Genomic DNA, 25,384 nt, shown 5'->3' with positions numbered 1-25,384 from the left:
AACATCCGTGCCCAGGTCGAGGGCGCGGCGCTGTGGGGCCTGTCGCTCGCGATGTACGAGAAGGCGACGTTGAAGGACGGCGGCATCGAGCAGACCAACTTCGACAGCTACACGCCGCTGCGGATGAGCCAGGTGCCGGAGGTCGCGATCTCCGTCATTGCCAATGGCGAGAAGGCCACCGGCGTCGGCGAGCCCGCCGTCACCGTGGTTGCGCCGGCGCTCGGCAACGCCATCTACAACGCCTGCGGCGCAAGGCTGCGCTCGCTGCCGATCACTGCCGCGGCGGTGAAAGCGGCGATGAAAGCTTGATAACAACAAGCAGGGTGGGGCGGTCCGCCGCTCCACCCCTGTCTACACGAGTTCTTAGCGCTGCCGATTTCTCTGCACGCGCGGTTCGTTTCGATTAGTTAGCTGATTTGTTTTGAACTTGGCGATCGGTCTGGCGACCGTATCTCGTCGATTTCTTCCGTGAGTTCGCCGCAGCGCGGCGCGCCGACCATCAGGGAAGTAAGTAGATTGGCAATCTGCCAGTCTCCGACCTCTGCTGTCGTCCCGGACAAGCGCGCTCCCGGCCACGCAGCGTTGTCGGGCCAGCGCGCGCTGGGACAACACCTGTGGTGTGGCGACTTGTGTGACCAGCCCCAAAGTAGGTTCCGAGGACAGGGCGCCTCAAATCCTGCCGCAGATCCTCAAGGAAAGTTCCGCCAAAGCGCCTTGATTTGAATTCGAATTCGGAATACGAACTCAAAACGGAGGAGGGAACGACGATGAGGGACCTCTTGAACTTCGGGCAGATGCTGTTCGCCCACGCCCGCATGTCGCCGGATCGCACCGGCGTCCGTGACCTGGAGCGCGCGATGAGTTTTGCGCTCTGGAACGCGCGTGCCTGCCGGCTCGCCAATGCGCTGCTCGGGCTCGGCCTCAGCAAGGGCGATCGCGTCGCCATCCTCGCCTACAATTGCGTCGAGTGGTGCGAGATCTACGCCGCGACCGCCAAGGCCGGACTGGTCGCGCTGCCAATCAATTTCCGCCTCACCGCGCCCGAGGTGCAGTTCATCGTCCAGAATGCCGAAGCGGCCGCCGTCATCGTGCAGGACGAGCTCACAGGCCTCGTCGAAGAGGTACGCAAGGATCTCGGCATCGCCGACGATCGCTTCATCCATTTCGGCACCAGGCCGCGTCCGGCCGGCTATCGCGGCTACGAAGACATCATCGCCGCGGCTGCAGATCGCGAGCCGGATCAGCAGGTCGCGCTGTCCGATCCCTGGACCCTGATGTACACGTCGGGCACCACCGGCAAGCCCAAGGGCGTGCTGCGCAGCCATCGCAGCGCCGTGCTGCTGTCGATGGTCACCGAGATCGAGTTGAAGCTGAGCCGCAACGACGGCGCGCTGCTGGTGATGCCGATGTGCCATGCCAACTCGCTCAATTTCTTCGGCGCGTTCGGCTATATCGGCGCCGTCAACTCGATCTATTCGCGCAAGAGTTTTGATCCCGAGCACGCGGTGACGACGCTCGCCGACGGCGGCTCGACCTTCACCTCGCTGGTCCCTACGCATTACATCATGATGCTCGACCTGCCGCGCGCGATCCGCACGCAGCACGATTTCAGCGCGATCACCAAGCTGATGATCTCCTCGGCGCCGGCGCGCCCGGAGACCAAGCGCGAGGTGATGGAGATGTTCCCGAAGTCCGGCCTCTACGAGCTCTACGGTGCGACCGAGACCGGCTGGGTGACCATGCTGCATCCGCATGAGCAGTTCACCAAGCTCGGCTCGGTCGGGCGCGAATGCGTCGGTGCGGCGCCGATCCGCATCCTGGACGACGCCGGCAACGAGGTGCCGGACGGCGAGGCGGGCGAGCTCTATTCCTCCAACGCGCACACCTTCGACTGCTACTGGCGCCTGCCGGAGAAGACGAAGGAGGCGTTCCGCGGCGACTATTGCTCGGTCGGCGACATGGCCCGCCGCGACGCCGACGGCTACATCCACCTCGCCGACCGCAAGAGCAACATGATCATCTCTGGCGGCGAGAATATCTATCCTTCCGAGGTCGAGGCTCTGGTCGGCGCCCATCCCGGCGTCAAGGACATCGCCGTGATCGGGCTGCCCGACGACAAATGGGGCGAGCGCGTCCATGCCGTGATCGTGCCGCGCGACGGCATGACGGTGAAAGAGTGCGAGCTGGTTGACTGGGCCAAGGAACGCCTCGCGGGCTTCAAGCGTCCGCGCTCCTATGCCTTCATTACCGACGCCGAGATGCCGCGCAACGCCACCGGCAAGATCCTGCATCGCGAGCTGAAGAAGAGATTTTCGTGAACGAGTGGCGGCAATGCGCTGCGGTCTGATAGATAGCTGCGATGCAGGCCGTCCTCAATTCCGCTCTCCCCATCTTCGCGCTGATCCTGACCGGATTTTTGTGCGGACGGTTCGGTGTGTTCGATCGCACCGCGACCGACAATCTCAACCGCTTCGCGGTGTACCTCGCGCTGCCGGCGCTGATCTTCACGGCGATGTCCAAGATCGGCGTCGAGCAGGTCAGCCAGTTCGGCTTCATCGGCGCGTTCTGCGGCGGCATCGCCGCAACCTTTGCGACCGGCTTCATCATCAGCCGGCTACGCGGACGCCGTGTTGCGAATGCCAGCATCGAGGGGCTCGATGCCGGCTACAGCAATGTCGGCTTCATGGGCATTCCGATGTGCCTGCTGGTGTTCGGCCCCGACAGCGCGCCGGCCTCGATCATCGCCACCCTGTTCACGGCGTGCGTGCTGTTTCTGTTTGCGATCGTCGTCGTCGAGATGGATCTGCAGAAGGGCGCCACTCTGGGTGCGACGATCGCCAAGGTCGCGCGCTCGCTGCTGACCAGCCCGTTGTTCATCGCGCCCGTCGCAGGTCTTGCGGTGGGACTCAGCGGCTTTTCGCTCCCCGCGCCGTTCATGAGCTTCACGAGCCTGCTCGGCGGTGCAGCCTCGCCGGCGGCGCTGGTCTGCATCGGCCTGTTCCTGGCGCAGGAGCGCGTCGTGACGCACGATGCGACATCGATCGCCATCCTGGTGTCGCTGAAGCTCGTGATGCAGCCCGCGGTGACCGCGCTGCTCGCCTTCCACGTCTTTGCGATGCCGCCGCTGTGGTCGCATTCGGCCGTCATCCTCAGCGCGCTGCCGATCGGCTCCGGGCCGTTCACGATCGCCAAGCTGTATGGGCTGGAGGCGGGCGTGACATCAGGCTCGATCCTCGTCTCGCACATCTTCGCCGTTCTCACGGTCTCGCTGCTCGTGGCCTGGCTCGCGCCGGGCTGATCGCATCCTCATCCGCCGGAGTGGTCCGATGAAAGTCTCTCCCGACAGTGCCGCCGACCTGATCGCCCGCCTGCTCAAGCGCCGCGGCGTCAGCCGCGTCTTCGCGCTGTGCGGCGGCCACATCATGCCGATCTGGATGCGGCTCGACGCCGAGGGCATCCGCATCATCGACGTGCGCGACGAGCGCGCCGCCGTGCACATGGCGCAGGCGCATGCGGAGTTGACCGGCGAGCTCAGCGTCGCATTGGTCACGGCGGGACCCGGCATGACCAATGCGATCACCGGCATCGCCAACGCGCATGTCTCGCGGGCGCCGGTGCTGGTGATGTCGGGCGGCAATCCGCGGCCGCAGGAGAATCGCGGCGGCCTGCAGGACATGGATCACACCCAGCTGGTGCGCTCGATCACGCGCTATGCCCGCACCGTGCGCGAGCCGTCCTTGGTGCTGCAGGAGCTCGACGAGGCGATCTCGCGCGCCTTCGGCGATGGCGGCGAGCCGGGGCCGGTGTTCATCGACTTTCCGGTCGACACCTTGCGCGGCATCGTGCCCAAGGCATTGCAGCTCGAGGAGCATCTCGCGCCAAAGTCGCGCGTGTCGGTGCGGCCCGATCCGGCCGAGGTCGAGAAGGCTGTGGAGCTGTTGTGGTCGGCGCGACGCGTGCTCGTGATTTCCGGCCGCGGCGCGCGCGGCGCCGGTCCTGAACTGATCGCGCTGCTCGACCGGCTCGGCGCTGTTTATCTCGACACCGGCGAGAGCAGGGGTCTGGTGCCGGACGACCATCCCTCCGTTGTCGGCGCGATGCGCGGCGCTGTCATGGGCGATGCCGATGTGATCCTGACCGTCGGCCGAAAGCTCGATTTTCAGCTCGCCTACGGCTCGCCCGCTGTGTTCAAGGACGCGAAATTCGTCCGCATCAGCGACACCGCGAGCGAACTGCGCGACAACCGTCGCGGCGCGGCCGAGATTCTCGCATCACCAGCTGAAACGCTGCGCGCCATGATCGCGCTCGCCGGCAACCGCGAATCCGCCGTCGACAGATCATGGACGGCGAAGCTGCACGCCAGCCATCAGGAGCGCGCCGCCAAGCTGAAGCAGAGCATGGCGGCGGCGCCAGCCGGCTCCGACGGCCGGCTGCATCCCAATCGCGTGCTCTCGGCGATCCAGGACGCCATCGGTAACGACGCCGTGGTCATCACCGACGGCGGCGACTTCCTGTCCTTCGCCCGCGTGGGCTTGAGCGCGCCCCTGATGCTCGATCCCGGCCCGTTCGGCTGCATCGGCATCGGCGTGCCCTACGGCATCGCCGCGAGTCTCGCTTATCCCGACAAGCCGGTGGTGGTTGCGACCGGCGACGGCGCGTTCGGATTCAACGCGATCGAGGTCGACACCGCCGTGCGCCACAAGGCGCCGGTGCTGATCGTCGTCGCCAACAACGGTGCCTGGCAGATCGAGGTGCACGACCAGACCGTGACGCACGGCAAGGTCGTCGGCACGAAACTTCAATTCGCCGATCACGCTGCCATGGCGCGCGCCTTCGGCATGCACGCCGAGCGCGTCGAGACCGCGGAACAGCTTGGGCCTGCGATTGAGCGTGCGCTGGCCAATCGCCCGGCGCTGCTCGACATGGTGGTGACGCCGGAGGCGGTGTCGTCGGATGCCAAGACAGGACTTGCGTGGGTGCCGGATCTTCAGCCGCTCGCGGCGTGGGACGAGGCGGAGCGGAAGTGGCGGGGGACTTGAGGACTAGCTCAATCGATCCGCCGTTTGCTCAAAGGCGGAACGACGACGATCAGTCCCCCACGTGTGAGCACAAACAATGAGCCGCAGCGGTGGTGCACCCTCTCCCCTTGTGGGAGAGGGTGGTATGAGCGCGCAAAGCGCGGTCATACCGGGTGAGGGGTCTCTCTCCACTGGGACGGTCGTGCGTGCGGAGACAAACCCCTCACCCGACCGAGTTTGACGCACCGTCCTACATGCCCTCTCCCACAAGGGGAGAGGGCGCAATTACTTGGACTGCCGAGTGAACTCATTTTCCGCTTAGTGAGCGCTCGCCGAGCGAGTGGCTCGTAGCGAGCCTTACCGAGGCATCACCTCGCGCGACGACTACGTCTGCTGCAGCTGCCGCGGGGCACTCAGCCACAGCGCGAGCAATGTGCAGACCGCGCCCGACAACAGATAGCCGCCGGCCGAGAGCACGCCGAAATACGACGCCAGCAGCAGCGCTGCAAGCGGTGCGAATCCCGCGCCGAACAGCCACGCCAAGTCCGCCGTCAGCGCCGACGCCGTGTACCGATAGGTTCGCGCGAAGTTGGCGGCGATCGCACCTGACGACTGGCCGAACGACAGGCCGAGCAGGATGAAGCCGAGCACCATGTAGATGGTCTCGCCGACCGGGCCGGCGTCGAGCAGCTGCGGCGCGAAGCCGGAGAACACCGCGATCGCGACCGCCGAGCCGATCAGCAGCGATCTGCGGCCGATGCGGTCGGCGAGCATGCCCGAGGCGATGATCGCGATGACGCCGAACACCGCGCCGACGGCCTCGATGATCAGGAAGCGCGCCGGCGTCTCCTTGGTGAACAGGAACACCCAGGACAGCGGAAACACGGTCACCATATGGAAGAGGGCGAAGCTCGCCAGCGGCGCGAAAGCGCCGATCACGATGTTGCGGCCCTCGTGGCGAATGGTGCTGCTGACGCTGGCGGGCTGCAGTTCGCGCGACTGGAACAATTCGTCATATTCTGGCGTGACCACCATGCGCAGCCGCGCGAACAGCGCCACGACGTTGATGGCAAAGGCGACGAAGAACGGATAGCGCCAGCCCCAGTCGAAGAAATCGGCCGCCGAGAGATGGCCGACGAAGAACGCGAACAGTGTGCTGGCGACGATCAGCCCGAGCGGGGCGCCGAGCTGCGGAATCATCGCATACCAGCCGCGCTGATGCTCCGGCGCGTTCATCGCGAGCAGCGAAGCGAGGCCATCCCAGGCGCCGCCCCAGGCAAGGCCTTGGCCGATGCGCGCCAGCGCCAGCAGCCAGATCGCACCGGCGCCGACGGTGTAGTAGCTCGGCAGGAAGGCGATGGCGACGGTGGAGGTGCCGAGCAGGAACAGCGCGAGGATCAGCTTGGCGCTCTTGCCGTAGCGGCGGTCGATCGCCATGAAGATCACGCTGCCGAACGGGCGCGCGATGAAGGCGAGTGCGAACAGCGCGAAGGAGTAAAGCGTCTGCGTCAGCTCGTCGGCGAACGGGAAGACGAGGCGCGGAAACACGATCACGGAAGCGATGGCGTAGACGAAGAAGTCGAAGAACTCCGAGGTGCGGCCGATGATGACGCCGATCGCGATCTCGCCCGGATTCGCCTCATGCCTGCGGGAAAGATTGGTCTCGCCGTCCATGGCCGCTGCCTGTGTCATCGCCGCTCGCAGTCCTCTCGCACTCTATCTTAGCCCGTAAATGTCTGGCCGGGCGTCGGTCCGGTATTGGACAAATTGTCCAATGTTGGGCGTGACGTCCGGTCGCTACGTGAGGCCTCGTTCAGCGACTTCGACGAGGTTAATCGTGCGTTACTGGAAAACGTTGGCTCTGCTACTCCTAGGGCTTGCGCTCGGGGGCTGCAATCTGGTGGTGCTCGCGCCGTCAGGTGATGTCGCGGCCCAGCAGCGCGATCTCGTGATCATCGCCACCGTGCTGATGCTGCTGATCGTGGTCCCGGTGATGGTGGCCACCGCCATGATCGCCTGGCGCTACCGCCAGTCCAACCAGGCGGCGACCTATACGCCGGACTGGGACCACTCGACCCAGCTCGAGCTCCTGATCTGGGCCGCCCCGCTGCTGATCATCATCTGCCTCGGCGCGGTGACCTGGATGGGCACCCATCTGCTCGATCCCTACCGGACGTTGGGCCGCATCTCGGCCGACCGCGCGGTGACGCCGCAGGACAAGCCGCTTGAGGTCAACGTCGTCGCGCTCGATTGGAAGTGGCTGTTCATCTACCCCGAATACGGCATCGCCAGCCTCAACGAGCTCGCTGCTCCGGTGAACCGGCCGCTCGATTTCCGGATCACGTCCTCGTCGGTGATGAACTCGTTCTATATTCCGGCACTCGCCGGCCAGATCTATGCGATGCCGGGCATGCAGAGCCGGCTGCACGCCGTCATCAACAAGCCCGGCGTCTATCGCGGTTTCTCGGCGAACTACAGCGGCTCGGGCTTCTCCGGTATGCGCTTCGCCTTCCATGGCCTGTCGGATGCGGAGTTTTCGAGCTGGGTCGAGAAGGCCAAGGCCAGCGGCACTCAGCTCGGAAAGAGCGAATATCTGATGCTGGAGCGTCCGAGTGCCAACGAGCCGGTGCGCTACTACGCCTCCGTCGATGGGGACCTGTTCCGCGCCATCCTCAACATGTGCGTCGAGACCGGCAAGATGTGCATGAGCGAGATGATGGCGATCGACGCCCGGGGCGGCATGGGCATGGCCGGTATCAGCAACACGCTGCCGCTGGCCTATGACAAGTTCGCCGGCCGCGGCGCGGTGTTCGGTGCCGAGCCGAGCTTCGTAGCCGGTGGCGTGTGTCTGCCGGGCGACCAGGTCACGCGCATGGCCGAGGACTCCTCGCCGACCGTGCTGGCGCCGCTCGACTGGACACCGCTGCAGGGCCGCGGGCTGGAACGGCCCGGCCTGCTGCGGCCGTCCAAGGCATCCTTCATCACGTGGTCCACCTCCAAGTCAAATTCGTGAAGTCGGATTCGTGAGGGTCCATCATGTTCGACACGGCCAATCTCACCAAATTCATCTTCGGCCGGCTGACCCTGGAGTCGCTGCCCCTGCACGAGCCGATCATCGTCGGCACCTTCGCGATGGTCGCGCTCGGCGGCCTCGCGCTGTTGGGCGCACTGACCTATTTCCGGCTCTGGGGCTATCTCTGGAAGGAGTGGTTCACCACCGTCGACCACAAGCGCATCGGCATCATGTACATGGTGCTCGGCATCGTCATGCTGCTGCGTGGCTTCGCCGACGCGCTGATGATGCGGTTGCAGCAGGCGATCGCCTTCAACGGCTCCGAGGGCTATCTCAACTCGCACCACTATGATCAGGTATTCACGGCCCACGGCGTGATCATGATCTTCTTCGTGGCGATGCCGCTGGTCACCGGCCTGATGAACTATGTCGTGCCGCTGCAGATCGGCGCGCGCGACGTGTCGTTTCCGTTCCTCAACAATTTCAGCTTCTGGATGACCACATCAGGCGCCGTGCTGGTGATGTGCTCGCTGTTCGTCGGCGAGTTCGCCCGCACCGGCTGGCTGGCCTATCCGCCGCTCTCGAACCTGTCCTACAGTCCTGACGTCGGCGTCGACTACTACATCTGGGCGCTGCAGGTCGCCGGCGTCGGCACGCTGCTATCCGGCGTCAATTTGATCTGCACCATCGTCAAGATGCGGGCGCCCGGTATGACCATGATGAAGATGCCGGTCTTCACCTGGACGTCGCTGTGCACGAACGTCCTGATCGTCGCCTCCTTCCCGGTGCTGACGGCCGTGCTGGCGCTGCTGTCGCTCGACCGTTACGTCGGCACCAACTTCTTCACCAATGATTTCGGCGGCGATCCGATGATGTATGTCAACCTCATCTGGATCTGGGGCCATCCGGAGGTCTACATCCTGATCCTGCCGGCGTTCGGCATCTTCTCCGAAGTGACCTCGACGTTCTCGGGCAAGCGGCTGTTCGGCTACACCTCGATGGTCTACGCGACAGTCGTCATCACCATCCTGTCCTATCTGGTCTGGCTGCACCACTTCTTCACCATGGGCTCCGGCGCCAGCGTGAACTCGTTCTTCGGCATCACGACAATGATCATCTCGATCCCGACCGGCGCGAAGATGTTCAACTGGCTGTTCACGATGTATCGCGGCCGCATCCGCTTCGAGCTGCCGATGATGTGGACGGTGGCGTTCATGATGACCTTCGTGATCGGCGGCATGACCGGCGTCCTGCTCGCGGTGCCGCCGGCCGACTTCGTGCTGCACAACAGCCTGTTCCTGGTCGCGCATTTCCACAACGTGATCATCGGCGGCGTGCTGTTCGGCCTGTTCGCCGGCATCGCTTACTGGTTCCCGAAGGCGTTCGGCTTCAAGCTCGATCCGTTCTGGGGCAAGATGTCGTTCTGGTTCTGGACGGTGGGCTTCTACTTCGCCTTCATGCCGCTCTATGTGCTCGGCCTGATGGGGGTGACCCGTCGCCTGCGCACCTTCGACGATCCGGGCCTGCAGATCTGGTTCGTGATCGCCGGCGTCGGGGCGTTCCTGATCCTGCTCGGCATCGCCAGCTTCCTGATCCAGATCGCCGTGAGCGTCCTGCGCCGCGAGCAGTTGGTCGACGTCACCGGCGATCCCTGGGATGCGCGCACGCTGGAATGGGCGACGTCGTCGCCGCCGCCGGCCTACAACTTCGCCTTCACGCCCGTCGTCCACGACAACGACGCGTGGTGGGACATGAAGCGTCGCGGCTACACGCGTCCGCTCGCCGGCTTCAAGGCGATCCACATGCCGAGCAACACCGGCACCGGCGTGATCCTGGCGGGGCTCAGCACCACCATGGCGTTCGGCCTGATCTGGTACATGTGGTGGATGGCGGCGGGCAGCTTCGTCGCGCTGCTGGCGGTCGCGATCGCCCACACCTTCAACTATCACCGCAGCTTCCACGTCCCGGCCGATGAGGTCGTCAGTGTCGAGCGGGCGCGCACCGCGCTGCTCGCGGCAGGAGCGAAGTCATGACAGTTGCAACGGGTACCCTGAAGGCCGGCGAGCCGGTCTTCTACCTCGTCGACGAGCACGAGCACCCGGAAGGCAGCAGCACGATGCTCGGCTTCTGGATCTATCTGATGAGCGACTGCCTCATCTTTGCGATCCTGTTCGCGGTCTATGGCGTGCTTGGGGCCAGATATGCCGCAGGGCCGGCACCGAAGGACCTGTTCGATCTGTCGCTGGTCGCGTTGAACACCTCGTTCCTGCTGCTGTCCTCGCTCACCTACGGCTTCGTGATGCTGTCGATGCAGCAGAACCGGCTCGGTGCAATGCAGGGATGGCTGGTCGTGACCGGCCTGTTCGGTCTCGCCTTCCTCGGCATCGAGCTGACGGAGTTCGCCCACATGATCCATGAGGGCGCGACGCCGCAGCGCAGCGCCTTCCTGTCGTCGTTCTTTACTCTGGTTGGAACTCACGGCCTGCACGTGACGTTCGGTTTGGTCTGGCTGGTCACCCTGATCGTGCAGGTGCAGCGCTTCGGCCTGATCGAGCCCAACCGGCGCCGGCTGGTCTGCCTCAGCCTGTTCTGGCACTTCCTCGACGTGATCTGGATCGGGGTCTTCACCTTCGTCTATCTGATGGGGATGCTGCGATGAGCTCGGATGTCCACGCCCACGCGGACGCGCACCACTCGGCCGATGATCATGCCGGCACCCGGCAGGGTCAGCTGATCGGCTTCGGCCTCTCGGTCGTGCTGACCGCGATTCCGTTCCTGCTGGTGATGAGCGGATCGCTCGACAAGCAGGTGACCGCGCTGATCATCACGGCGTTTGCCGCCGTGCAGGTCGTCGTCCACATGATCTTCTTCCTGCACATGAACACCAAGGCCGAGGGCGGCTGGAGCATGATGGCGCTGATCTTCACCATCATCATGGTGGTGATCGCGCTCTCTGGCTCGCTCTGGGTCATGCACCATCTGACGACCAACATGATGCCGGTGCACGAGATGGGGTCGACGCCGTGATATCAGCTCCTGCCGACGGGGCAGGGGGACGAGTCGCGCGGCGCGCGCTGCGGCCGGCGACGCTCGCGATCGGCGCGGTGTGGATCGCGTGCGTAGTGATCCTGCTGGCGCTCGGCGTCTGGCAGGTCGAGCGCCGCGCCTGGAAGCTCGATCTGATCGACCGCGTCGAGAGCCGTGTTCACGCCGAGCCAGTGCCCGTGCCGGAGCGGGCCGCGTGGGCGACGGTCAATCGCAATGACGATGAGTATAAGCGGGTCACCTTGAGCGGCCATTTCCTCAACGACCGCGAGACGCTGGTCCAGGCGCTCACGGTCGAGGGGCCCGGCTATTGGGTGGTGACGCCGTTGCAGACGGCCGACGGCGTCGTGCTGGTGAACCGCGGCTTCGTGCCTTCGGAGCGGCGCGATCCTGCCAGCCGCAGCGCCGGGAACCCGGATGGTCCGGTGAGCGTGACCGGGCTGCTGCGCATCTCCGAGGCCGGCGGCGGCTTCCTGCGCCACAACGATCCCGCCGCCAATCGCTGGTATTCACGTGATGTCGCGGCAATCGCGGCCGCAGGCGGCCTGTCCGATGCCGCGCCCTTCTTCGTCGATGCCGATGCGACGCCGAATCCCGGCGGCTATCCGATCGGCGGCCTGACCGTGATCGCGTTTCCGAACAACCATCTGGTTTACGCGCTGACGTGGTTTACATTGGCCCTGATGCTGGCCGGCGCCGGCGTGCAGCGGCTCTGCCGCGCGCGCGGCGAGACCGGCGCGGCGGCAGCGCAGGATGCGGAATGGGACGATCGGCAGCAAGGCATGCGTGGACACGAGGCGTCATCATCTTGAGCGGCGCCGTCGCATGAGGAATGAAGCGCCGAAACTGCCGATCGGAGCCGTGGCGGCGCTCGCCGCGCCCGAGATCCATGCGCCCGTCACGACCAAGGACGCCACCAACCGCAAGAACATGGTGCTGCTGATCCAGCTGCGCTGGATCGCCGTGGTCGGTCAGATCGTCACCATCGCCTTCGTCACCACTTGGTTCGGCATCGCGCTGCCGGTGCTGCCGATGGCTGCGATCATCTGCGCGCTGGTGGCGCTCAATATTGCCAGCCACATCTGGCTGCGCCGGCGTGACGACGTCGGCAACCGGCATCTGCTGATCGCGTTGATGCTCGACGTCGTGGCGCTGACGTCCGAGCTCTATCTCACCGGCGGCGCATCCAATCCGTTCACCTGTCTCTATCTGCTGCAGGTGACGCTTGGCGCCGTACTGCTCGATGCGCGCTCCTCCTGGTCGCTGGTCGCGCTGACCGTGCTCAGCTTCGTCTGGCTCACCATCGAGTACCGGCCGCTGGCGCTGCCGCAGCATCACGTCAGCGATCCTTTCACGCTGCACATCACCGGCATGTTCGTCGGCTTCGTGCTCGACGCCGTGCTGCTGGTCGTCTTCGTCACCCGCATCAATCGGAATTTGCGCGAGCGCGACGCCAAGCTCGCCGATCTGCGCCAGCACGCCGCCGAGCAGGATCACATCATCCGCATGGGCCTGCTCGCGTCGGGCGCCGCGCACGAGCTCGGCACGCCGCTGGCCTCGATCTCGGTGATCCTCAACGACTGGCGGCGCATGACCGCGATCTCGGCCGATCCGGCGTTGGCCGAGGATTTCACCGAGATGGAAGCGGCCGTGCAGCGCTGCAAGTCGATCGTCACCGACATCCTGGTGTCCGCCGGGCAGGCGCGCGGCGAGGGCTCGTCGCCGACCACGTTGAAGGCGTTTCTGACGACGCTGGTCGACGAATGGCGCGCCGCGCGCTCGGCGCGCAATCTGATGGTCCGCAACGAGTTCGGCTCGGATCCCACGATCGTCTCCGACGTCGCGCTCAAGCAGGCCATCGTCAACGTGCTCGACAACGCCTTCGAAGTGTCGCGCGAGTGGGTGGAGTTCGCGGTCGAGCGCGACGGTGATCAGCTGCTGCTCAGCGTCAGCGATCGGGGCCCGGGCTTCGATCCCGCCATGCTGGCGCAGCTCGGGCGTCCCTATCAGTCGAGCAAGGGCCGTCCCGGCCGCGGCCTCGGGCTGTTCCTGGTGGTCAACGTGATCCGCAAGCTCGGTGGCGGCGTTTCGGCTTGGAACCACCGGGGACGCGGGGCCACCGTGCGGCTGTCATTGCCGCTCTCGATGCTTGCGATTGGAGAGCCCCGTGGAAATTGAACGCTCGCTCCTGATCGTCGAGGACGACGACGGCTTTGCGCGCACCTTGAAGCGCTCGTTCGAGCGCCGCGGCTACGAGGCCGTGATCGCGCCCTCGCTCGAGCAGGTCGACGAAGTTCTAAAGGACAAGAATTTCGGTTATGCCGTCGTCGACCTCAAGCTCGGCGGCGGCTCCGGCCTCGTCTGCGTCGAGAAGCTGCACGCGCATGATCCGGAGATGCTGATCGTCGTGCTCACCGGCTTCGCCAGCATTGCCACCGCCGTCGAAGCGATCAAGCTCGGCGCCTGCCACTACCTCGCCAAGCCGTCGAATACCGACGACATCGAGGAAGCCTTCCGCAAGGCGCAAGGCAACGCCCAGGTCGCGCTCGCCGAGCGCTCGACCTCGATCAAGACGCTGGAATGGGAGCGCATCCACCAGACCTTGATCGACACGGATTTCAATATCTCCGAGGCAGCACGACGGCTCGGCATGCATCGGCGGACGCTGGCCAGGAAGCTGGAGAAGCGGCCGGTGAAGTAGGTCGGACCGAGGCATCAGGAAGCGCCATTCGCGATCGAGACAGGCTCCGCGGCTTGTATTCCTCCTGAGGTTGTGGTTGGCTCCGCGAGCGGCGTCTCCGGAAGGGCAGAGTATGTCGAGCGAGCCAATGCGGGTCTATGTGCTGTGGGCGCCGTCGGGACCGGAGGCACGTGACGACCCTGGTGCTCGCCTTGCCACGGCTCTCCATTATCAGCTCGATGCACTGGGTATGACGCGTGACGGCGTTGGTTTTCGCATTCCCGTACGCAAGCGCAGCACAAACTGGCGCGATACCGATCGACCCCAGGCCATTGATTGGACGACGGCGCGCTCCAACATCGTCATTCTCGTGGTCGACGACGTCATGCGCAATCGTCCGGCCGAATGGGCAGACTACATCCGCGATGTCGTCACGCACGTCAAGGACAGCCAATCAGACATGTTGCTGCCTGTTCGCGTGTCGCAGGGCGAGTTGAGCTACGTACATCTGGCCACGCAGGGAATCGTCGCAGATACACCTGAGGCCGACGAAGGGTGGGAGAGCTGGACTCGGCGCATCACGATGTATGTGATGGGGGCGGTGTGGGCTCAGCAGCGCAACGTGCGGCTAGCGATGAGCCGAGCTATGATCGAGCAGAGCACGAGCGCCCAAGGGCGCTCGCCCGCGGATCTGAAGATCACGATCTTCCTCAGCCATGCCAAGATGGACGGCGAAGGCGTCGCGCTGCTGCTCGAGCGGTTCAAGGAGGCCAAGCCGAACCCGAGAGCGGGTGAGGTCCGCGTCAACAGCGTGGAGATGTTCTTCGACGCCAGCGACACCGTGGCAGGTGATGAATATGCCAAGCAGTTCGAGGACACAATCAAGGGGGGCGCACTCCTCGGGATCATCACCGATGCGTATCACGGCCGTCCCTGGTGCATGTGGGAAATGCTGACGGCGAAGAGGCATGGCAGCCCGATCGTGGTATGGGACCTCTCGCATACGGGAACCTCCCGCAGCTTCCCCTATCTCGGAAACGTGCCGCTGATCCGCACGCCGAAGGTGGGCTATGACAATAGCCAGGGCATGCCCCGCATCGACGTGAACAGCATAGACCGCGCCGACGTCGAGCGCGTACTGCTTGGGTTGCTTTCCGAAGCAATGCGGATGGAAGTTTGGGCTGCTGACGCGCAAAGGCGGGTTGATGATCGGCTGGCGCCGGGCCAGGCGATTGTGGTCTGCCCGCGCCCGCCGGAGCTTGCCGAACTGGCGCATCACCACGCGCAGACGCCAACCGACATCGTGTATCCCGACCCGCCGGTCTGCCGGCACGAGAAGGAACTGATCAACAAGGCGTTTCCGAATGTCAGGCTCATGGCGTTGAGCGAGCTGCTGTGATGATTGAACAACCTCCCAAGTACGATTGGACGCTGGCGCTGTCCGTGTCGGAAACGCCAGACCTCGCCGCGCTCGGAATGTTCGAAAACGACGACAAGCGCGTGCTTAGCGCGGTGCTGACCCCCCTGGTGTATCGTGGTGCGCGGATCGCCTATGGCGGTCGGATCGATCCACCCACGCAGACCAATTTTACACTGGAGATCTCAACCCAACTCGCTGCGGCCTATCGCTCTACGGGGCGGGCCTTGAAGAGCCGGCCGTTCATCCATTATCTCCGCGCTAACGACCTTCATCGCAAACTCCTCCCTGACGACCCCTATCGCGAACGCGAGGATAAGGTCTGGGCGCATACGCTTCGGCTTGGCGCCTTCAGCGAGATCAAGCTGCTGTCCGGTGAGACCACCGTGGCGACACTCATGTCATCCGGAAAGATAGCAGACGTGTATATCGGCGATCGGAGGCTGCCGGAGGTGCTCAAATCCGCAGCGCGGCTGAAGACCGTTCCTCAGATCGCTCTGCTGTTCGACGAAGAGCCGCCCCGCGATGGCCTCGCCGCGTTGCGGCGTGCGATGGCCAGGGAGACCGATGCGCGAATTATCCTCGGCTGCCGGGTCGCCGGCAGCAGGCATTGCGATGGGACTTGGTGGGGCGACGGTAGCTCCGGCATCGCGGCCGAGGCAGTGGCCACGTTGGAAGAAAACAAGCCGCTGATCGTGATTGGCGGCATCGGCGGTGCCAGCCGGGATATTGCTGCGGAGCTGGATCTGATCGACGCGAAGGACCAAGTGCTTCACGCGCGGTCGGGCGATCCCGGTGAGAACCAACAGTTCGACAACTACGACGCATCGATGAAATTGGTCGGCGGGTTCGCCGACGACTACCGAGCGCGGCTTGAGGCCGCGGCCTCTGGGATGACGCCAAGCGCCTCGCCGTGTCCGACAGCTATACCGAGATCGCCGAGCTGGTCATGACCATGCTGACTCGCCTGCTGCCGGCAAGCTGAAATTACTCCGCCGCCTCGCTCCTGCCCTCGATCAGCAGCACGTCCAAACTCTCGATCTCCTGCATCGCGCGGCCGGCGATGCCCTGCAGGTCGCCGTAGAGTCCCGCCGTCGAGTCCAGCACGCCGCGCAGCTGCTCCTCGCGCTTGGCCCACAGACGCATCATGGTCTTGCGCTCGCGGTCGAGGTCGGACTGCATCTCGGTGAAGCGCTCGACGATGGCGTCGATGCGGTGGCGGAAGCGCGGGCCGGTGAGATAGGCGTAGACCATCTCCATCTTGGTCTGCTGGCCCTCCTGCGCGAGCTTGCTCGAGGCGACGTCGATCAGCGACTGGCGCAGCGCCTGCGACAGCGGCAGCGCGAAGCGCGGCTCGGCGACCCACACGCCATCGATCAGGTCGAAACCGTCGACGCCCTTCGGCAAAGCCGTGGAGACGATCAGCGCGATGTCGGCCTTCGCCGCGCGCAAATCGTCGCGCAGCTTCACCAGCCAGCCATCGCTCCAGTTCTTGGTGCGCTTGGATTCCCACAGGATTGCGCCGCAGGCCTGGCCGCCGGGGCCGACCACGCGGTGGATCACGTCGCCGCCGAATTCGCCCTTCGGCACCGGCTCGACCAGGTCGCGCGGAAAGCGCGCGCGCAGCTGCGATTCCAGCTCGATCTCCAGCGCCTCGCCCTGCAGCTGCTGCGAGCCTTGCTCCGCCTTGCGGCGGAGCTCCTCGATCTGGCGCTGCATGCCGGCGATCTGGGTCTCCTTTTCGGCGACCTTCGCCTTCAACGATTCCTCGGCTTCCAGCCGCGCCTTGTCGCGCACGGCGACGAGCGACTCCTGCACCTTGGTCTCGATGGTGAGGTCGAGCTCGCGGCGGGCCTCGTCGAGATCGCGCTGCTTGCGCAGCATCTCGGCCTGCGCCTTCTGCGCGTCGGCGAGCTTGGCGTCCTTGCTGACGATGGCTTCGTGCAGTTCGGACAGCTGGCGATCGCGGTTGCCGATCTCGTCGGCGACCGCCTGCCGGGCCTTCTCGGCCTCCGCCTGCGCGATCGCCGCACGCTCGGCCTTCAGCTTGGCGGCGACCTGCTGGTCGATCGCGGCCTTGGCCTGCGCGATCTGCTCCTGCGCCGCCTTGAGCTGCGCCTCGCGGCGGCCGAAATCGGCTTCCTTGGCCAGCAGCTGCCGCTCGAACTGCCGGCGCGTCTCCGCGATCAACGGCGCCGCGAGCTGCTCGGTGAGCTTGATCTCGGTGCGGCAGGAGGGGCAGACGATCTGTGGATCGGTCATGATTCGCGTCCTTGCATGGACATCGAATCTACCCGGCCGCCGCGTGGCGTTTAACCCACGCGGACGGCTTATCCCGTGCAATTATCCGCGATTCATGCGGCGTGAGGCTTGGCGTCCGGCTCCGCCGTCGTGTCCGGCGTCTTGATGCGGAACCAGGCGACGTACAGCGCCGGCAGGAACAACAGCGTCAGGACGGTGCCGACGATGATGCCGCCCATCATCGCATAGGCCATCGGGCCCCAGAACACCTCGCGGGCAATCGGGATCAGCGCCAGCGAGGCCGCCGCCGCCGTCAGCATGATCGGCCGCATGCGGTGCTCGGTCGCCTCCATGACGGCTTCCCACGGTGGTCGTCCCTCGTCGCGCAGATGCTCGATCTGGACGATCAGGATCACCGAGTTGCGGATCAGGATGCCGATCAGCGCGAGCACGCCGAGGATGGCGACGAAGCCCAGCGGCGCGCCGCTCGGCAGCAGCGCCGCGACCACGCCGATCAGCGCCAGCGGCGCCACCGCGAACACCAGGAACAGCCGCTGGAAGCTCTGCAGCTGCAGCATCAGGATCGTGGCCATGGTGAACAGCATGATCGGCACCACCGCGATGATCGGCGCCTGGCTCTTGCCGCTCTCCTCGACGCTGCCGCCGGTCGCGACCTTGTAGCCGGCCGGGAGCTTGGCGTTGAAGGCGGCCATGGCCGGCTTGAGCTGATCGACGACCGTGTTCGGCTGCACCTGGTCGATCACGCTGGCCTTCAGGGTCAGCGTCGGCAGGCGCGAGCGGCGCCAGATTTCCGGCTGCTCGATCTGGTAGCGCAGGGTTGCCAGCGCCGCGAGCGGGATCGATTGTCCGTTGGACCCGGACAGCTGCAGGTCGCGCAAGGTCTCGAGCGATTGCCGCTCCTTGGCCTGGGCGCGGCCGCGGACGTCGATCAGATAGATGTCGTCGCGCACCTGGGTGATCGAGGTGCCGTCGAGCACGCCGTTCAGCGCGTTGGCGATGTCGGAGGAGGTGACGCCGAGCTGGCGCGCCTTGTCCTGCAGCACGTCGACCTTGACGACGCGAGCCGGCTCCATCCAGTCGAAGATGACGGCGCCGAGATGGCTGTTGTTGCGCATCACGCCGGCAGCTTCCTGAGCGATCTCACGCACCTTGGCGACATCGGGCCCGCTGACGCGGTACTGCACGGGGCGGCCGACCGGCGGGCCGATGTCGAGCAGATGCACATAGGCGTCGGTGCCGGGGAAGGTCTTGGTCAGATAGGCCTGCAGCTTGGCGCGTGCGCGATCGCGCGCCTCGAGGCTCTTGGTGACGATGATGATCTGGCCGAACGAGACGTCGGCCGGCTGCACGTCGAACGACAGCACGAAGCGCTGCGCGCCCGAGCCGACATAGGTCGACCAGTGGTCGATGTCGGGATCGCCCTTCAGCGCCTCCGCTTCGAACTTCGCCATCTGCGCGTTGGTCTCGGTGATCGAGGAGTTCTGCGGCAGGTTGAAGTCGATGACCAGTTCGTTGCGGTCGGAGGAGGGGAAGAACTGCTGCTGCACGAAGCGCATGCCGAACACCGACAGCCCAAAGATCAGGACGGTCGCAACGATCGTCGTCCAGCGGTGCCGCATGCAGGCGTTGAGCATGGCGCGGAACATCCGCGTGAGGCGGCCGCCCTCGGCATGATGGCTCGGCAGCGAGGCCGGCAGGATGGTGACGCCGAGCAGCGGCGTGAACAGCACGGCGACGATCCACGACACCAGCAGCGACACGGCGATCACGACGAACAGCGTGAAGGTGAACTCGCCGGCGGCGCTGTTGTTGAGGCCGATCGGAATGAAGCCGGCCACCGTCACCAGCGTGCCCGTCAGCATCGGGAACGCGGTCGAGGTGTAGACATAGGTCGCGGCCTTGCGCAGGGAGTCGCCGACCTCCAGCCGCGCCACCATCATCTCGACCGCGATCATGGCGTCGTCGACGAGCAGGCCGAGCGCGATGATCAGCGCGCCGAGCGAGATGCGCTGCAGGGAGATGCCGGTATAGGCCATGAACAGGAAGGTGATCGCGAGCACCAGCGGGATCGAGATCGCGACCACCAGGCCGGCGCGCACGCCGAGGCTGACGAAGGAAATCGCGAGCACGATGATGACCGCCTCGTACAGCGCCTTGGTGAAGCCGCCGACGGCCTCCTCGACGATCTTCGGCTGGTCCGAGACGAGATGCACGCCGACGCCGACCGGCAGGTCAGCCACGACCTTGGTCATCTCCTCCTTGAGCGCCTCGCCGAACTCCAGCAGGTTGGCGCCGGACTTCATGCCGATCGCGAGCCCGATGGCGGGCTGGCCGTTGAAGCGGAACAGCGAGGTCGGCGGATCCTCGTAGCCGCGGGTGATGGTGGCGACGTCGGTGAGCGGGAAGAAGCGGTCGTTGATGCGCAGGTTGATCGCCTTGAGGCTCTCCTCCGAGGTGAACTGTCCGGAGACACGCACCGCGATGCGCTCGGGGCCGGCCTGCAGCACGCCCGACGGCGACACCGCGTTCTGCGCCTGCAATGCGGTCAGGATGGTGCGCTGGTCGATGCCGAGGGCTGCCACCTTGCGCGGCGAGAATTCGAGATAGATCACCTCGTTCTGCGCGCCGACGATGTCGACGCGGCCGACATTCGGCACGGTCAGCACCTTGGCGCGGACCTCTTCGACACGGTCGCGCAACTGGCGCTGGCTCAAGCCGTCGCTGGTGAAGGCGTAGATGTTGCCGAACACGTCGCCGAAACGGTCGTTGAACCCAGGGCCGATGACGCCGGAGGGAAAGTCGCCCTTGATGTCGTTGATCAGGTTGCGCACCTGCAGCCAGGTCGGCACCACGTCGCGCGCCTTGGTGGTCGCGAGCAGATTGACGAACACCGTGGTCTGGCCCGGAACGGTCAGGCTCTTGGTGTAGTCGAGCGCCGGCAGTTCCTCGAGCTTCTTCTCGATGCGGTCGGTGACCTGGCGCGTCATCTCCTCGGCGGAGGCGCCGGGCCACTTCGCCTGGATCAGCATCGTCTTGATGGTGAAGGAGGGATCCTCCTCGCGTCCCAGATGGACGTAGGAGAACAGGCCCGCAGCCATGAAGGCGATCATGAAGTACCAGACCAGCGAGCGGTGCTCGAGCGCCCAGTCGGAAAGGTTGAACGATTTCACGGCTGCGAATCCTGATCGATGCGGACGGACTGGCCATCCTTGAGGCTGTGGACGCCGGCGGTGACGACGCGCTGTCCGGCGCCGAGACCGCCGGTGACGCGGACGCTGCCGTCCTCATTGCTGGCGATCGTGACTTCCTGCCGCTTGACGGTCTTGCTGCCACCGTCGACCAGCCAGACGAAGCGCTTGTCGTCCTGCTCGAGCACGGCCGAGCGCGGCAGCCGGATGACCGTCTTCTGATCGGTCTCCATCGACGCCGTCACCGTGGTGCCGAGCCGCATGATCTCGGGCGGGCCGTCCAGCGTGATGCGGATGCGGCGCGTGCGCGTGGTGGCGTCGGCGCGCGGCGCGATCTCGCGGACCTTGCCGGTCGCGCTGACCTTGGGATCGACTTGCAGCCGCACCGTGAAGGGGGTGCCGATCTGCAGGCTGCCGGCGATGTCGTCGCCGACGTCGATGACCGCTTCGCGAATGTCGGGCCGCGCCACCGTCACCACGCTCCGGCCCGGCGACACGACCTGGCCGACCTCCGCGCTGACCGCGGTGACGATGCCGGCGAAATCGGCCTTGAGCTGCGCATAGCCGAGCTGCTCGCGCGCCTTGGCGAGATTGGATTGCGCCTTGATCACCGAGGCCTGCGCCGCCGCGCGCGATTGCTCCGCACTTTCCAGGGTCGCCTTCGTCGTCGCGTCGGTTTCCAGCAGGGCGCGCTGCCGCCCCTCGGTCCCCGTTGCATTGGTCAGCTGCGCCTGGCTGCGCGAGACCTCGGCGGCCGAGGCGCGCACGGCCAGCTCGAGCGCGGCAGGATCGATCGCCGCCACCACCTGGTCCTGCTTGACCATGTCGCCGACATAGACCGGACGCGCGATCAGGCGCCCCAGCACGCGGAAGCTTAGATCGGCCTTGTAGCGCGGCTCGATCGTCCCGGTCACGGCGGCGGCATTGGCGGCCTGCGGCTCGACGGTCATCGACAGCACCGGCCGGACCGGCTCGGGGCTTGCTGCCTTTTCGTTGCAGCCGGCGAGCACGGCCAGTGCGCCAAGCGAAACGACACAACGCATCGGCGTCATCACGACCGAGCCTCCTCGCTGAATGTGATCTGCTGCCCGACGCTCAGGAGCTTGCCGCCCTCTGTGACGACGCGGTCGCCTGGCTTCAGCCCCACCGAGACGACGATTGCGCCGGTCTCGTAATCCTCGATCTTGATCGGCTCGAGCGTGACGGTCTTGCTGGTGGGGTCGACCAGCCAGACGGCCGGTGTCTTGCCGTCCGCGTTGAGCGCGCTCCACGGCAGCACGATGCGCTGTTCCGGCTTGATGAAGCCGGTCGCGCTGACGGCGCTGCCAAGGGTCATCTCGGGAGGCGGATTCTCGATCGCGATCTTGACCCGCACGGTGCCGGACTTCGCATCGATCGTCGGCGAGACCTCGCGCACGGTGCCCTTGGCGGTCACCGAGGGATCTGAAAGCAGCGCGAGCGCCACCTTGGTGTCGTCGAACTTGAGCGACAGCGCCGCCTCATAGACGTCGATGACCGCGTCGCGATTGCCGTCATGGGCGAGCGTGAACACCGATTGCGCCGCCTGCGCCACCTGGCCGACTTCGATGTTGCGCGCGGTGATGGTGCCGTCGGCGTCGGCGCGCAGCTCGGTGAAGCCGAGGGCATCCTTGGCGGTGTCGCGCTGGGCCTTGGCGGCCTCCAGCGAACCTTCCGCCGCGCGTAGCGTTTCCTGCGCCTGGTCGAAGGCTGCGCGCGTGGTGAAGCCGCTGGTGATCAGCGTCTGCTGGCGGCCGAAATTGGAGGTCGCGACCTTGACCTGCGACTGCGCCGCCGCGACGGCGGCTTCGGCCGAATCGAGATCGGCCTGCTGCTCGGCCGGATCGATCCTGGCGAGTAACTGGCCGGCCGTGACATGCGCACCGACCTCGACCAGCCGCTCGGTGACCCGGCCGCTGACCCGGAATGACAAGTCGGCCAGCACCCGCGCCTGGACGTCGCCGGTCAGCGTGATCGATTGCCGCCGTTCCGATAGTTTCACGACCTCGGTCCGGACCGACCGTACCGGCGGCGCGGTCGCCGCCGTCTTCTGGTCGCAGGCCGCGAGCAGCAGCCCGGTTGCGGCACAGATGGCGCCGGCCAGCAGGCGGGAGCCGGACCTGCGGAGGGAAGGTGGAGATCGCGTCAGTGAATTCATGGTTGCACGTTCGGGCCCAAGCGGGGGTTGCAAGCGGAGTTGACGGTCGTTCCGACCGGGGTCGGAGACCGTCGGTCGTCTTCTGCGTCCGGGATTGGAGGACGGTCGTTGCAAATTCGGGCCATTGAACCCCGACCGGGGTTTGGCCGTTGAGAAAGGGGATCATGGCTTTCGGAACCATGCTGAGCAGCATCCCCTTGACAGCACGTGAATTAGACAAACATTTCTAGAAAAAAATGTCTAGTAACATTCCCGTTGATGGGATTAGGCTTGGCCCAACGTCGTCGGTGGCGGCCAAGCCGGCCGCGTCGATCTGCGGAGGATCAACCGGGAGCTCGAACGCAACGTGCGACGGAAGGATGTGATCACCCAGGAAGCTTCGGTCCGAACGCCCCGCGCTCCGCGTCAGGCGCGCGGCCGCGAGCGCCGCGAGCAACTGCTCGACGCCGCGGCGGCGCTGATTGCGGAATCCGGGTTGGCTGCGGTGAGCATGCACGCGACCGCCGCGCGCGCCGGCGCATCGATCGGCTCGGTCTATCACTTCTTCCGCGACAAGGATCAGATGCTCGACGCGCTCGCCGAGAGGCACGACGTGGAATTGCAGCCTGCCTTCCATCGCATGCGCGAGCGAAGCGATGCCGAATGGGCCGCCTTGTCGGCCTCAGAGGTGCTCGAGCAATTGATCGGCTGGGCGCTGCGCTACTTCGTCCGCCATCCCGACGCGCTGGCGACGCTCGATCTGCACGACAAGACCACGCATGCCGAGTTCAGGGCCGTGATCGATCGGGTCATGCGGGCCAGGCTCGGCGCGGAGCTCGGCGCGCAGGCGGCCACCACCTTCGAGGCCGTCGTGCTCGGCACCTTGCTGTTCACGCGCGAGCAGGACCCGCGCAGCCGCGACGTCGTGGTCGCCGCGCTGCCGGAGATGATGGCGGCCTACCTGACGGCGCTGGAGGCGAAGCGGAAGCGGGCGAAGGGCTGAGGTACAGGCGGCGGATCGATGCGATCAGTGCTGCTACTTGAACACCCACTCGTTCTTCTTCCGATGGATCACCACCGGCCGCGGGCTCGCCGTGTCCCCGGTCGGCTTCGCCGAGAGGATGACCTCGTTCTCGCTGTCCCAGCGGTCGAATTCGTAGCGCCATTTGCCATCCTCCGGCGTGCGGTAGTGCCAATCCTTCAGCGTCCGGTCGCGCTTTGTGGGGATGACGTCGATGCCGTCGGGCGGCCCCGACGATTCGAGGCGAGACGTGACCGACACCAGCCAGCGCTTCTCCGGCGAATAATGCGGCGGGGCGACGATGCCGATCTCGTCGCCGACGTCGGCGCGCACCAGCAGCCAGTCGATGCCCTCAGGACGGCCGCGCTCGAGCAGCAGCAGGTCGTGATCGGGGAAATATCCGGTCAACTGATATTTGACGCAGCCCTTGTCATCGCCGGCACATTTGGCGTCCTCGTTGCGATAGACGCGCGTGCGCCGGTTGCGAAACGTCAGCTGCAACGCAGCGCCGCGGCGCTGGGCCACATCGGGGATCTGCGCGAGGCAGGCCGCCTCCGAGCGATCGAGGTCGCCGGTTCCGTTGTCGCCGATGCAGCGCCCGTCCTGCGACGGGTGATCGACGACGGCAAAGGGGGGCCGTTCAGCATGGGCAGCGCCGCCGGCGAAACAGCAGAGCGTTACGAGCCCGATCGCAAGCGCCTTACTCATAAGCCACCTCCTGCTGAAGGCGTGTTGACGTGATCCACCGTGGTCGTCCGCATCGGCTGGGGGTTGTCGATGTACGCCCTGCGACAGCGGCGGCCCCGCCGTCTCTCGGGTCCGCGGTGTCGCCGGGAGGCGAACTCCTCGACGACTCGCGCCACGACACCGACGACGGCAAAGCTGACGAGCAGCGAGACGCACAGCAGCCCCAGGTAGAGCTTGAGAACCGAGCTTGCCAAACAGGCAAGCGCGACGAGCGCGACAATGGCCAGCCGGCCTTTGGCGGAGATCGACATTGTGAGGGCGTTTCGCTGTGAGCTGATGTGGCCGGCACTCTAGCGGCGCGTTCTCTCAGCGGACAAGCAGCGTTCAGGTGGGTGGTAAATTTTGCCGCAAGGTCGTGCCGACAATCGAATGTGCTGCAGCTCCATTGTAGTTGCGCGCGCAAGTGATCAACTAAGCGTTGCGAAATTCCGGTTGTCGCGACGCGCACCTCTCGCAGCAGTCGCGACAGCTGAAGCGAAGTTTGAATAGAACTGTCTCGATCGCGCGTTCGGGAAACCTGCGGGTGTCTTGGAGGACATGTATCTGAATGTTTCTGACGGGCTGTCGCGACGAACTAATCTGGCATTTAGTAACTCCGTCATGCCCGGGCTCGCCCCGCCTGCGCGGCCGAAGCCGCTTCGGCGCGGCGAAGGCCCGGGCATCCACGTGGTTCTCGGCGTGCTGAACGACGTGGATGGCCGGGACAAGCCCGGCCATGACGACGTGGAGACGGACGAGCGCACCACTCCGACCGTCATCTGCGAGACCCCCGGCGTCCGTGGGGACGACACCTGCAATTGCAGAGCGAATAGGTGGGGATGACACGACTGTCAGCCTC

21 protein-coding genes and 1 pseudogene are annotated in these 25,384 nt (G+C 65.6%); 15 read left to right on the top strand and 7 right to left on the bottom strand.

The annotated features are described in order from the left end of the window. The 4 genes and pseudogenes from ACQR1I_RS29285 to ACQR1I_RS29270 form a co-directional block, all read left to right on the top strand. Positions 1-309: pseudogene (locus ACQR1I_RS29285) on the top strand (xanthine dehydrogenase family protein molybdopterin-binding subunit); the annotation flags it as partial. Positions 310-767: 458 nt separating this feature from the next. Beyond that, the gene (locus ACQR1I_RS29280; protein ID WP_434868782.1) at positions 768-2,318 is read left to right on the top strand and encodes an AMP-binding protein; all 1,551 of its coding nucleotides are present in this window, start codon (positions 768-770) and stop codon (positions 2,316-2,318) included. A 41-nt stretch (positions 2,319-2,359) separates the two neighbouring features. After that, positions 2,360-3,298, top strand: coding sequence for an AEC family transporter (locus ACQR1I_RS29275; protein WP_434868781.1), 939 nt, complete (start codon positions 2,360-2,362; stop codon positions 3,296-3,298). Positions 3,299-3,326: 28 nt separating this feature from the next. Beyond that, a complete protein-coding gene (locus ACQR1I_RS29270) occupies positions 3,327-5,039 on the top strand; it encodes a thiamine pyrophosphate-binding protein (RefSeq protein ID WP_434868780.1) in 1,713 nt (570 codons plus the stop codon). Positions 5,040-5,402: 363 nt separating this feature from the next. Here ACQR1I_RS29270 and ACQR1I_RS29265 read toward each other — a convergent pair whose 3' ends face one another. Next, positions 5,403-6,710, bottom strand: a complete 1,308-nt coding sequence (locus tag ACQR1I_RS29265; RefSeq protein ID WP_434868779.1) for an MFS transporter — start codon at positions 6,708-6,710, stop codon at positions 5,403-5,405. A 145-nt stretch (positions 6,711-6,855) separates the two neighbouring features. Between ACQR1I_RS29265 and cyoA the strand changes: the two genes are divergently transcribed. The 9 genes from cyoA (at position 6,856) to ACQR1I_RS29220 (ending at position 16,126) form a co-directional block, all read left to right on the top strand. After that, positions 6,856-8,031, top strand: coding sequence for a ubiquinol oxidase subunit II (gene cyoA / locus ACQR1I_RS29260; protein ID WP_434868778.1), 1,176 nt, complete (start codon positions 6,856-6,858; stop codon positions 8,029-8,031). 23 nt (positions 8,032-8,054) lie between these two features. Beyond that, positions 8,055-10,064 carry a cytochrome o ubiquinol oxidase subunit I gene (gene cyoB, locus ACQR1I_RS29255; protein WP_434868777.1) on the top strand — a complete coding sequence of 670 codons (2,010 nt, stop codon included), beginning with the start codon at positions 8,055-8,057 and terminating at the stop codon, positions 10,062-10,064. Then, a complete protein-coding gene (gene cyoC, locus ACQR1I_RS29250; protein ID WP_434868776.1) occupies positions 10,061-10,690 on the top strand; it encodes a cytochrome o ubiquinol oxidase subunit III in 630 nt (209 codons plus the stop codon). Before cyoB ends, cyoC begins: the two co-directional genes overlap by 4 nt. After that, positions 10,687-11,058: a cytochrome o ubiquinol oxidase subunit IV gene (gene cyoD / locus ACQR1I_RS29245; protein ID WP_434868775.1), complete on the top strand. Its 372-nt coding sequence runs from the start codon at positions 10,687-10,689 to the stop codon at positions 11,056-11,058. The genes cyoC and cyoD overlap by 4 nt, the downstream gene beginning before the upstream one ends. Beyond that, on the top strand, positions 11,058-11,888 hold the full coding sequence (locus ACQR1I_RS29240) for an SURF1 family protein (RefSeq protein WP_434868806.1): 831 nt from the start codon (positions 11,058-11,060) through the stop codon (positions 11,886-11,888). The genes cyoD and ACQR1I_RS29240 overlap by 1 nt, the downstream gene beginning before the upstream one ends. Positions 11,889-11,901: 13 nt before the next feature. Further along, positions 11,902-13,254, top strand: coding sequence for an ATP-binding protein (locus tag ACQR1I_RS29235; protein ID WP_434868774.1), 1,353 nt, complete (start codon positions 11,902-11,904; stop codon positions 13,252-13,254). Next, positions 13,244-13,777 carry a response regulator transcription factor gene (locus ACQR1I_RS29230; RefSeq protein ID WP_434868773.1) on the top strand — a complete coding sequence of 178 codons (534 nt, stop codon included), beginning with the start codon at positions 13,244-13,246 and terminating at the stop codon, positions 13,775-13,777. Before ACQR1I_RS29235 ends, ACQR1I_RS29230 begins: the two co-directional genes overlap by 11 nt. 127 nt (positions 13,778-13,904) lie before the next feature. Then, on the top strand, positions 13,905-15,155 hold the full coding sequence (locus ACQR1I_RS29225) for a hypothetical protein (RefSeq protein WP_434868772.1): 1,251 nt from the start codon (positions 13,905-13,907) through the stop codon (positions 15,153-15,155). Beyond that, complete coding sequence (locus ACQR1I_RS29220; RefSeq protein WP_434868771.1) at positions 15,155-16,126, top strand: hypothetical protein; 972 nt, start codon at positions 15,155-15,157, stop codon at positions 16,124-16,126. The genes ACQR1I_RS29225 and ACQR1I_RS29220 overlap by 1 nt, the downstream gene beginning before the upstream one ends. A 34-nt stretch (positions 16,127-16,160) precedes the next feature. Here the strand turns inward: ACQR1I_RS29220 and ACQR1I_RS29215 are convergent, their stop codons facing one another. The 4 genes from ACQR1I_RS29215 to ACQR1I_RS29200 form a co-directional block, all read right to left on the bottom strand. Then, the gene (locus ACQR1I_RS29215) at positions 16,161-17,435 is read right to left on the bottom strand and encodes a DUF2130 domain-containing protein (RefSeq protein WP_434868770.1); all 1,275 of its coding nucleotides are present in this window, start codon (positions 17,433-17,435) and stop codon (positions 16,161-16,163) included. 92 nt (positions 17,436-17,527) lie between these two features. Beyond that, complete coding sequence (locus ACQR1I_RS29210; RefSeq protein ID WP_434868769.1) at positions 17,528-20,605, bottom strand: efflux RND transporter permease subunit; 3,078 nt, start codon at positions 20,603-20,605, stop codon at positions 17,528-17,530. After that, the gene (locus tag ACQR1I_RS29205) at positions 20,602-21,678 is read right to left on the bottom strand and encodes an efflux RND transporter periplasmic adaptor subunit (RefSeq protein ID WP_434868768.1); all 1,077 of its coding nucleotides are present in this window, start codon (positions 21,676-21,678) and stop codon (positions 20,602-20,604) included. The genes ACQR1I_RS29210 and ACQR1I_RS29205 overlap by 4 nt, the downstream gene beginning before the upstream one ends. Continuing rightward, positions 21,675-22,799, bottom strand: coding sequence for an efflux RND transporter periplasmic adaptor subunit (locus tag ACQR1I_RS29200; RefSeq protein WP_434868767.1), 1,125 nt, complete (start codon positions 22,797-22,799; stop codon positions 21,675-21,677). Before ACQR1I_RS29200 ends, ACQR1I_RS29205 begins: the two co-directional genes overlap by 4 nt. 346 nt (positions 22,800-23,145) lie before the next feature. On the opposite strand from ACQR1I_RS29200, the gene ACQR1I_RS29195 reads away from it, so the two are divergent. After that, positions 23,146-23,781 (top strand): TetR/AcrR family transcriptional regulator, encoded by a 636-nt coding sequence (locus ACQR1I_RS29195; protein ID WP_434868766.1) that lies wholly within the window; start codon positions 23,146-23,148, stop codon positions 23,779-23,781. A 33-nt stretch (positions 23,782-23,814) separates the two neighbouring features. Here the strand turns inward: ACQR1I_RS29195 and ACQR1I_RS29190 are convergent, their stop codons facing one another. Together ACQR1I_RS29190 and ACQR1I_RS29185 are read right to left on the bottom strand one after the other, a co-directional pair. Next, positions 23,815-24,507, bottom strand: a complete 693-nt coding sequence (locus tag ACQR1I_RS29190) for a hypothetical protein (protein ID WP_434868765.1) — start codon at positions 24,505-24,507, stop codon at positions 23,815-23,817. Then, complete coding sequence (locus tag ACQR1I_RS29185; RefSeq protein ID WP_434868764.1) at positions 24,504-24,797, bottom strand: hypothetical protein; 294 nt, start codon at positions 24,795-24,797, stop codon at positions 24,504-24,506. The genes ACQR1I_RS29190 and ACQR1I_RS29185 overlap by 4 nt, the downstream gene beginning before the upstream one ends. Before the next feature lie 286 nt (positions 24,798-25,083). On the opposite strand from ACQR1I_RS29185, the gene ACQR1I_RS29180 reads away from it, so the two are divergent. Continuing rightward, a complete protein-coding gene (locus ACQR1I_RS29180) occupies positions 25,084-25,368 on the top strand; it encodes a hypothetical protein (RefSeq protein ID WP_434868763.1) in 285 nt (94 codons plus the stop codon). Positions 25,369-25,384 lie beyond the last annotated feature (16 nt).

It is taken from the genome of Bradyrhizobium sp. HKCCYLS2038, from assembly GCF_051167655.1.
Classification (GTDB): Bacteria; Pseudomonadota; Alphaproteobacteria; order Rhizobiales; family Xanthobacteraceae; genus Bradyrhizobium.
The sequence above is the reverse complement of the archived record's forward strand: the minus strand, read 5'-3'. Positions and strand labels throughout refer to the sequence as shown.

Excerpts from the sequence above, each read along its gene's own strand:
- ACQR1I_RS29225 (WP_434868772.1), top strand. The coding sequence starts at position 13,905 with ATGCGGGTCTATGTGCTGTGGGCGCCGTCGGGACCGGAGGCACGTGAC.
- cyoC (WP_434868776.1), top strand. The coding sequence starts at position 10,061 with ATGACAGTTGCAACGGGTACCCTGAAGGCCGGCGAGCCGGTCTTCTAC.
- ACQR1I_RS29215 (WP_434868770.1), bottom strand. The coding sequence starts at position 17,435 with ATGACCGATCCACAGATCGTCTGCCCCTCCTGCCGCACCGAGATCAAG.
- cyoB (WP_434868777.1), top strand. The coding sequence starts at position 8,055 with ATGTTCGACACGGCCAATCTCACCAAATTCATCTTCGGCCGGCTGACC.
- ACQR1I_RS29220 (WP_434868771.1), top strand. The coding sequence starts at position 15,155 with ATGATTGAACAACCTCCCAAGTACGATTGGACGCTGGCGCTGTCCGTG.
- ACQR1I_RS29265 (WP_434868779.1), bottom strand. The coding sequence starts at position 6,710 with ATGACACAGGCAGCGGCCATGGACGGCGAGACCAATCTTTCCCGCAGG.
- ACQR1I_RS29235 (WP_434868774.1), top strand. The coding sequence starts at position 11,902 with ATGAGGAATGAAGCGCCGAAACTGCCGATCGGAGCCGTGGCGGCGCTC.
- cyoD (WP_434868775.1), top strand. The coding sequence starts at position 10,687 with ATGAGCTCGGATGTCCACGCCCACGCGGACGCGCACCACTCGGCCGAT.
- ACQR1I_RS29185 (WP_434868764.1), bottom strand. The coding sequence starts at position 24,797 with ATGTCGATCTCCGCCAAAGGCCGGCTGGCCATTGTCGCGCTCGTCGCG.
- ACQR1I_RS29190 (WP_434868765.1), bottom strand. The coding sequence starts at position 24,507 with ATGAGTAAGGCGCTTGCGATCGGGCTCGTAACGCTCTGCTGTTTCGCC.
- ACQR1I_RS29275 (WP_434868781.1), top strand. The coding sequence starts at position 2,360 with ATGCAGGCCGTCCTCAATTCCGCTCTCCCCATCTTCGCGCTGATCCTG.
- ACQR1I_RS29180 (WP_434868763.1), top strand. The coding sequence starts at position 25,084 with ATGTATCTGAATGTTTCTGACGGGCTGTCGCGACGAACTAATCTGGCA.
- ACQR1I_RS29270 (WP_434868780.1), top strand. The coding sequence starts at position 3,327 with ATGAAAGTCTCTCCCGACAGTGCCGCCGACCTGATCGCCCGCCTGCTC.
- ACQR1I_RS29200 (WP_434868767.1), bottom strand. The coding sequence starts at position 22,799 with ATGAATTCACTGACGCGATCTCCACCTTCCCTCCGCAGGTCCGGCTCC.
- ACQR1I_RS29280 (WP_434868782.1), top strand. The coding sequence starts at position 768 with ATGAGGGACCTCTTGAACTTCGGGCAGATGCTGTTCGCCCACGCCCGC.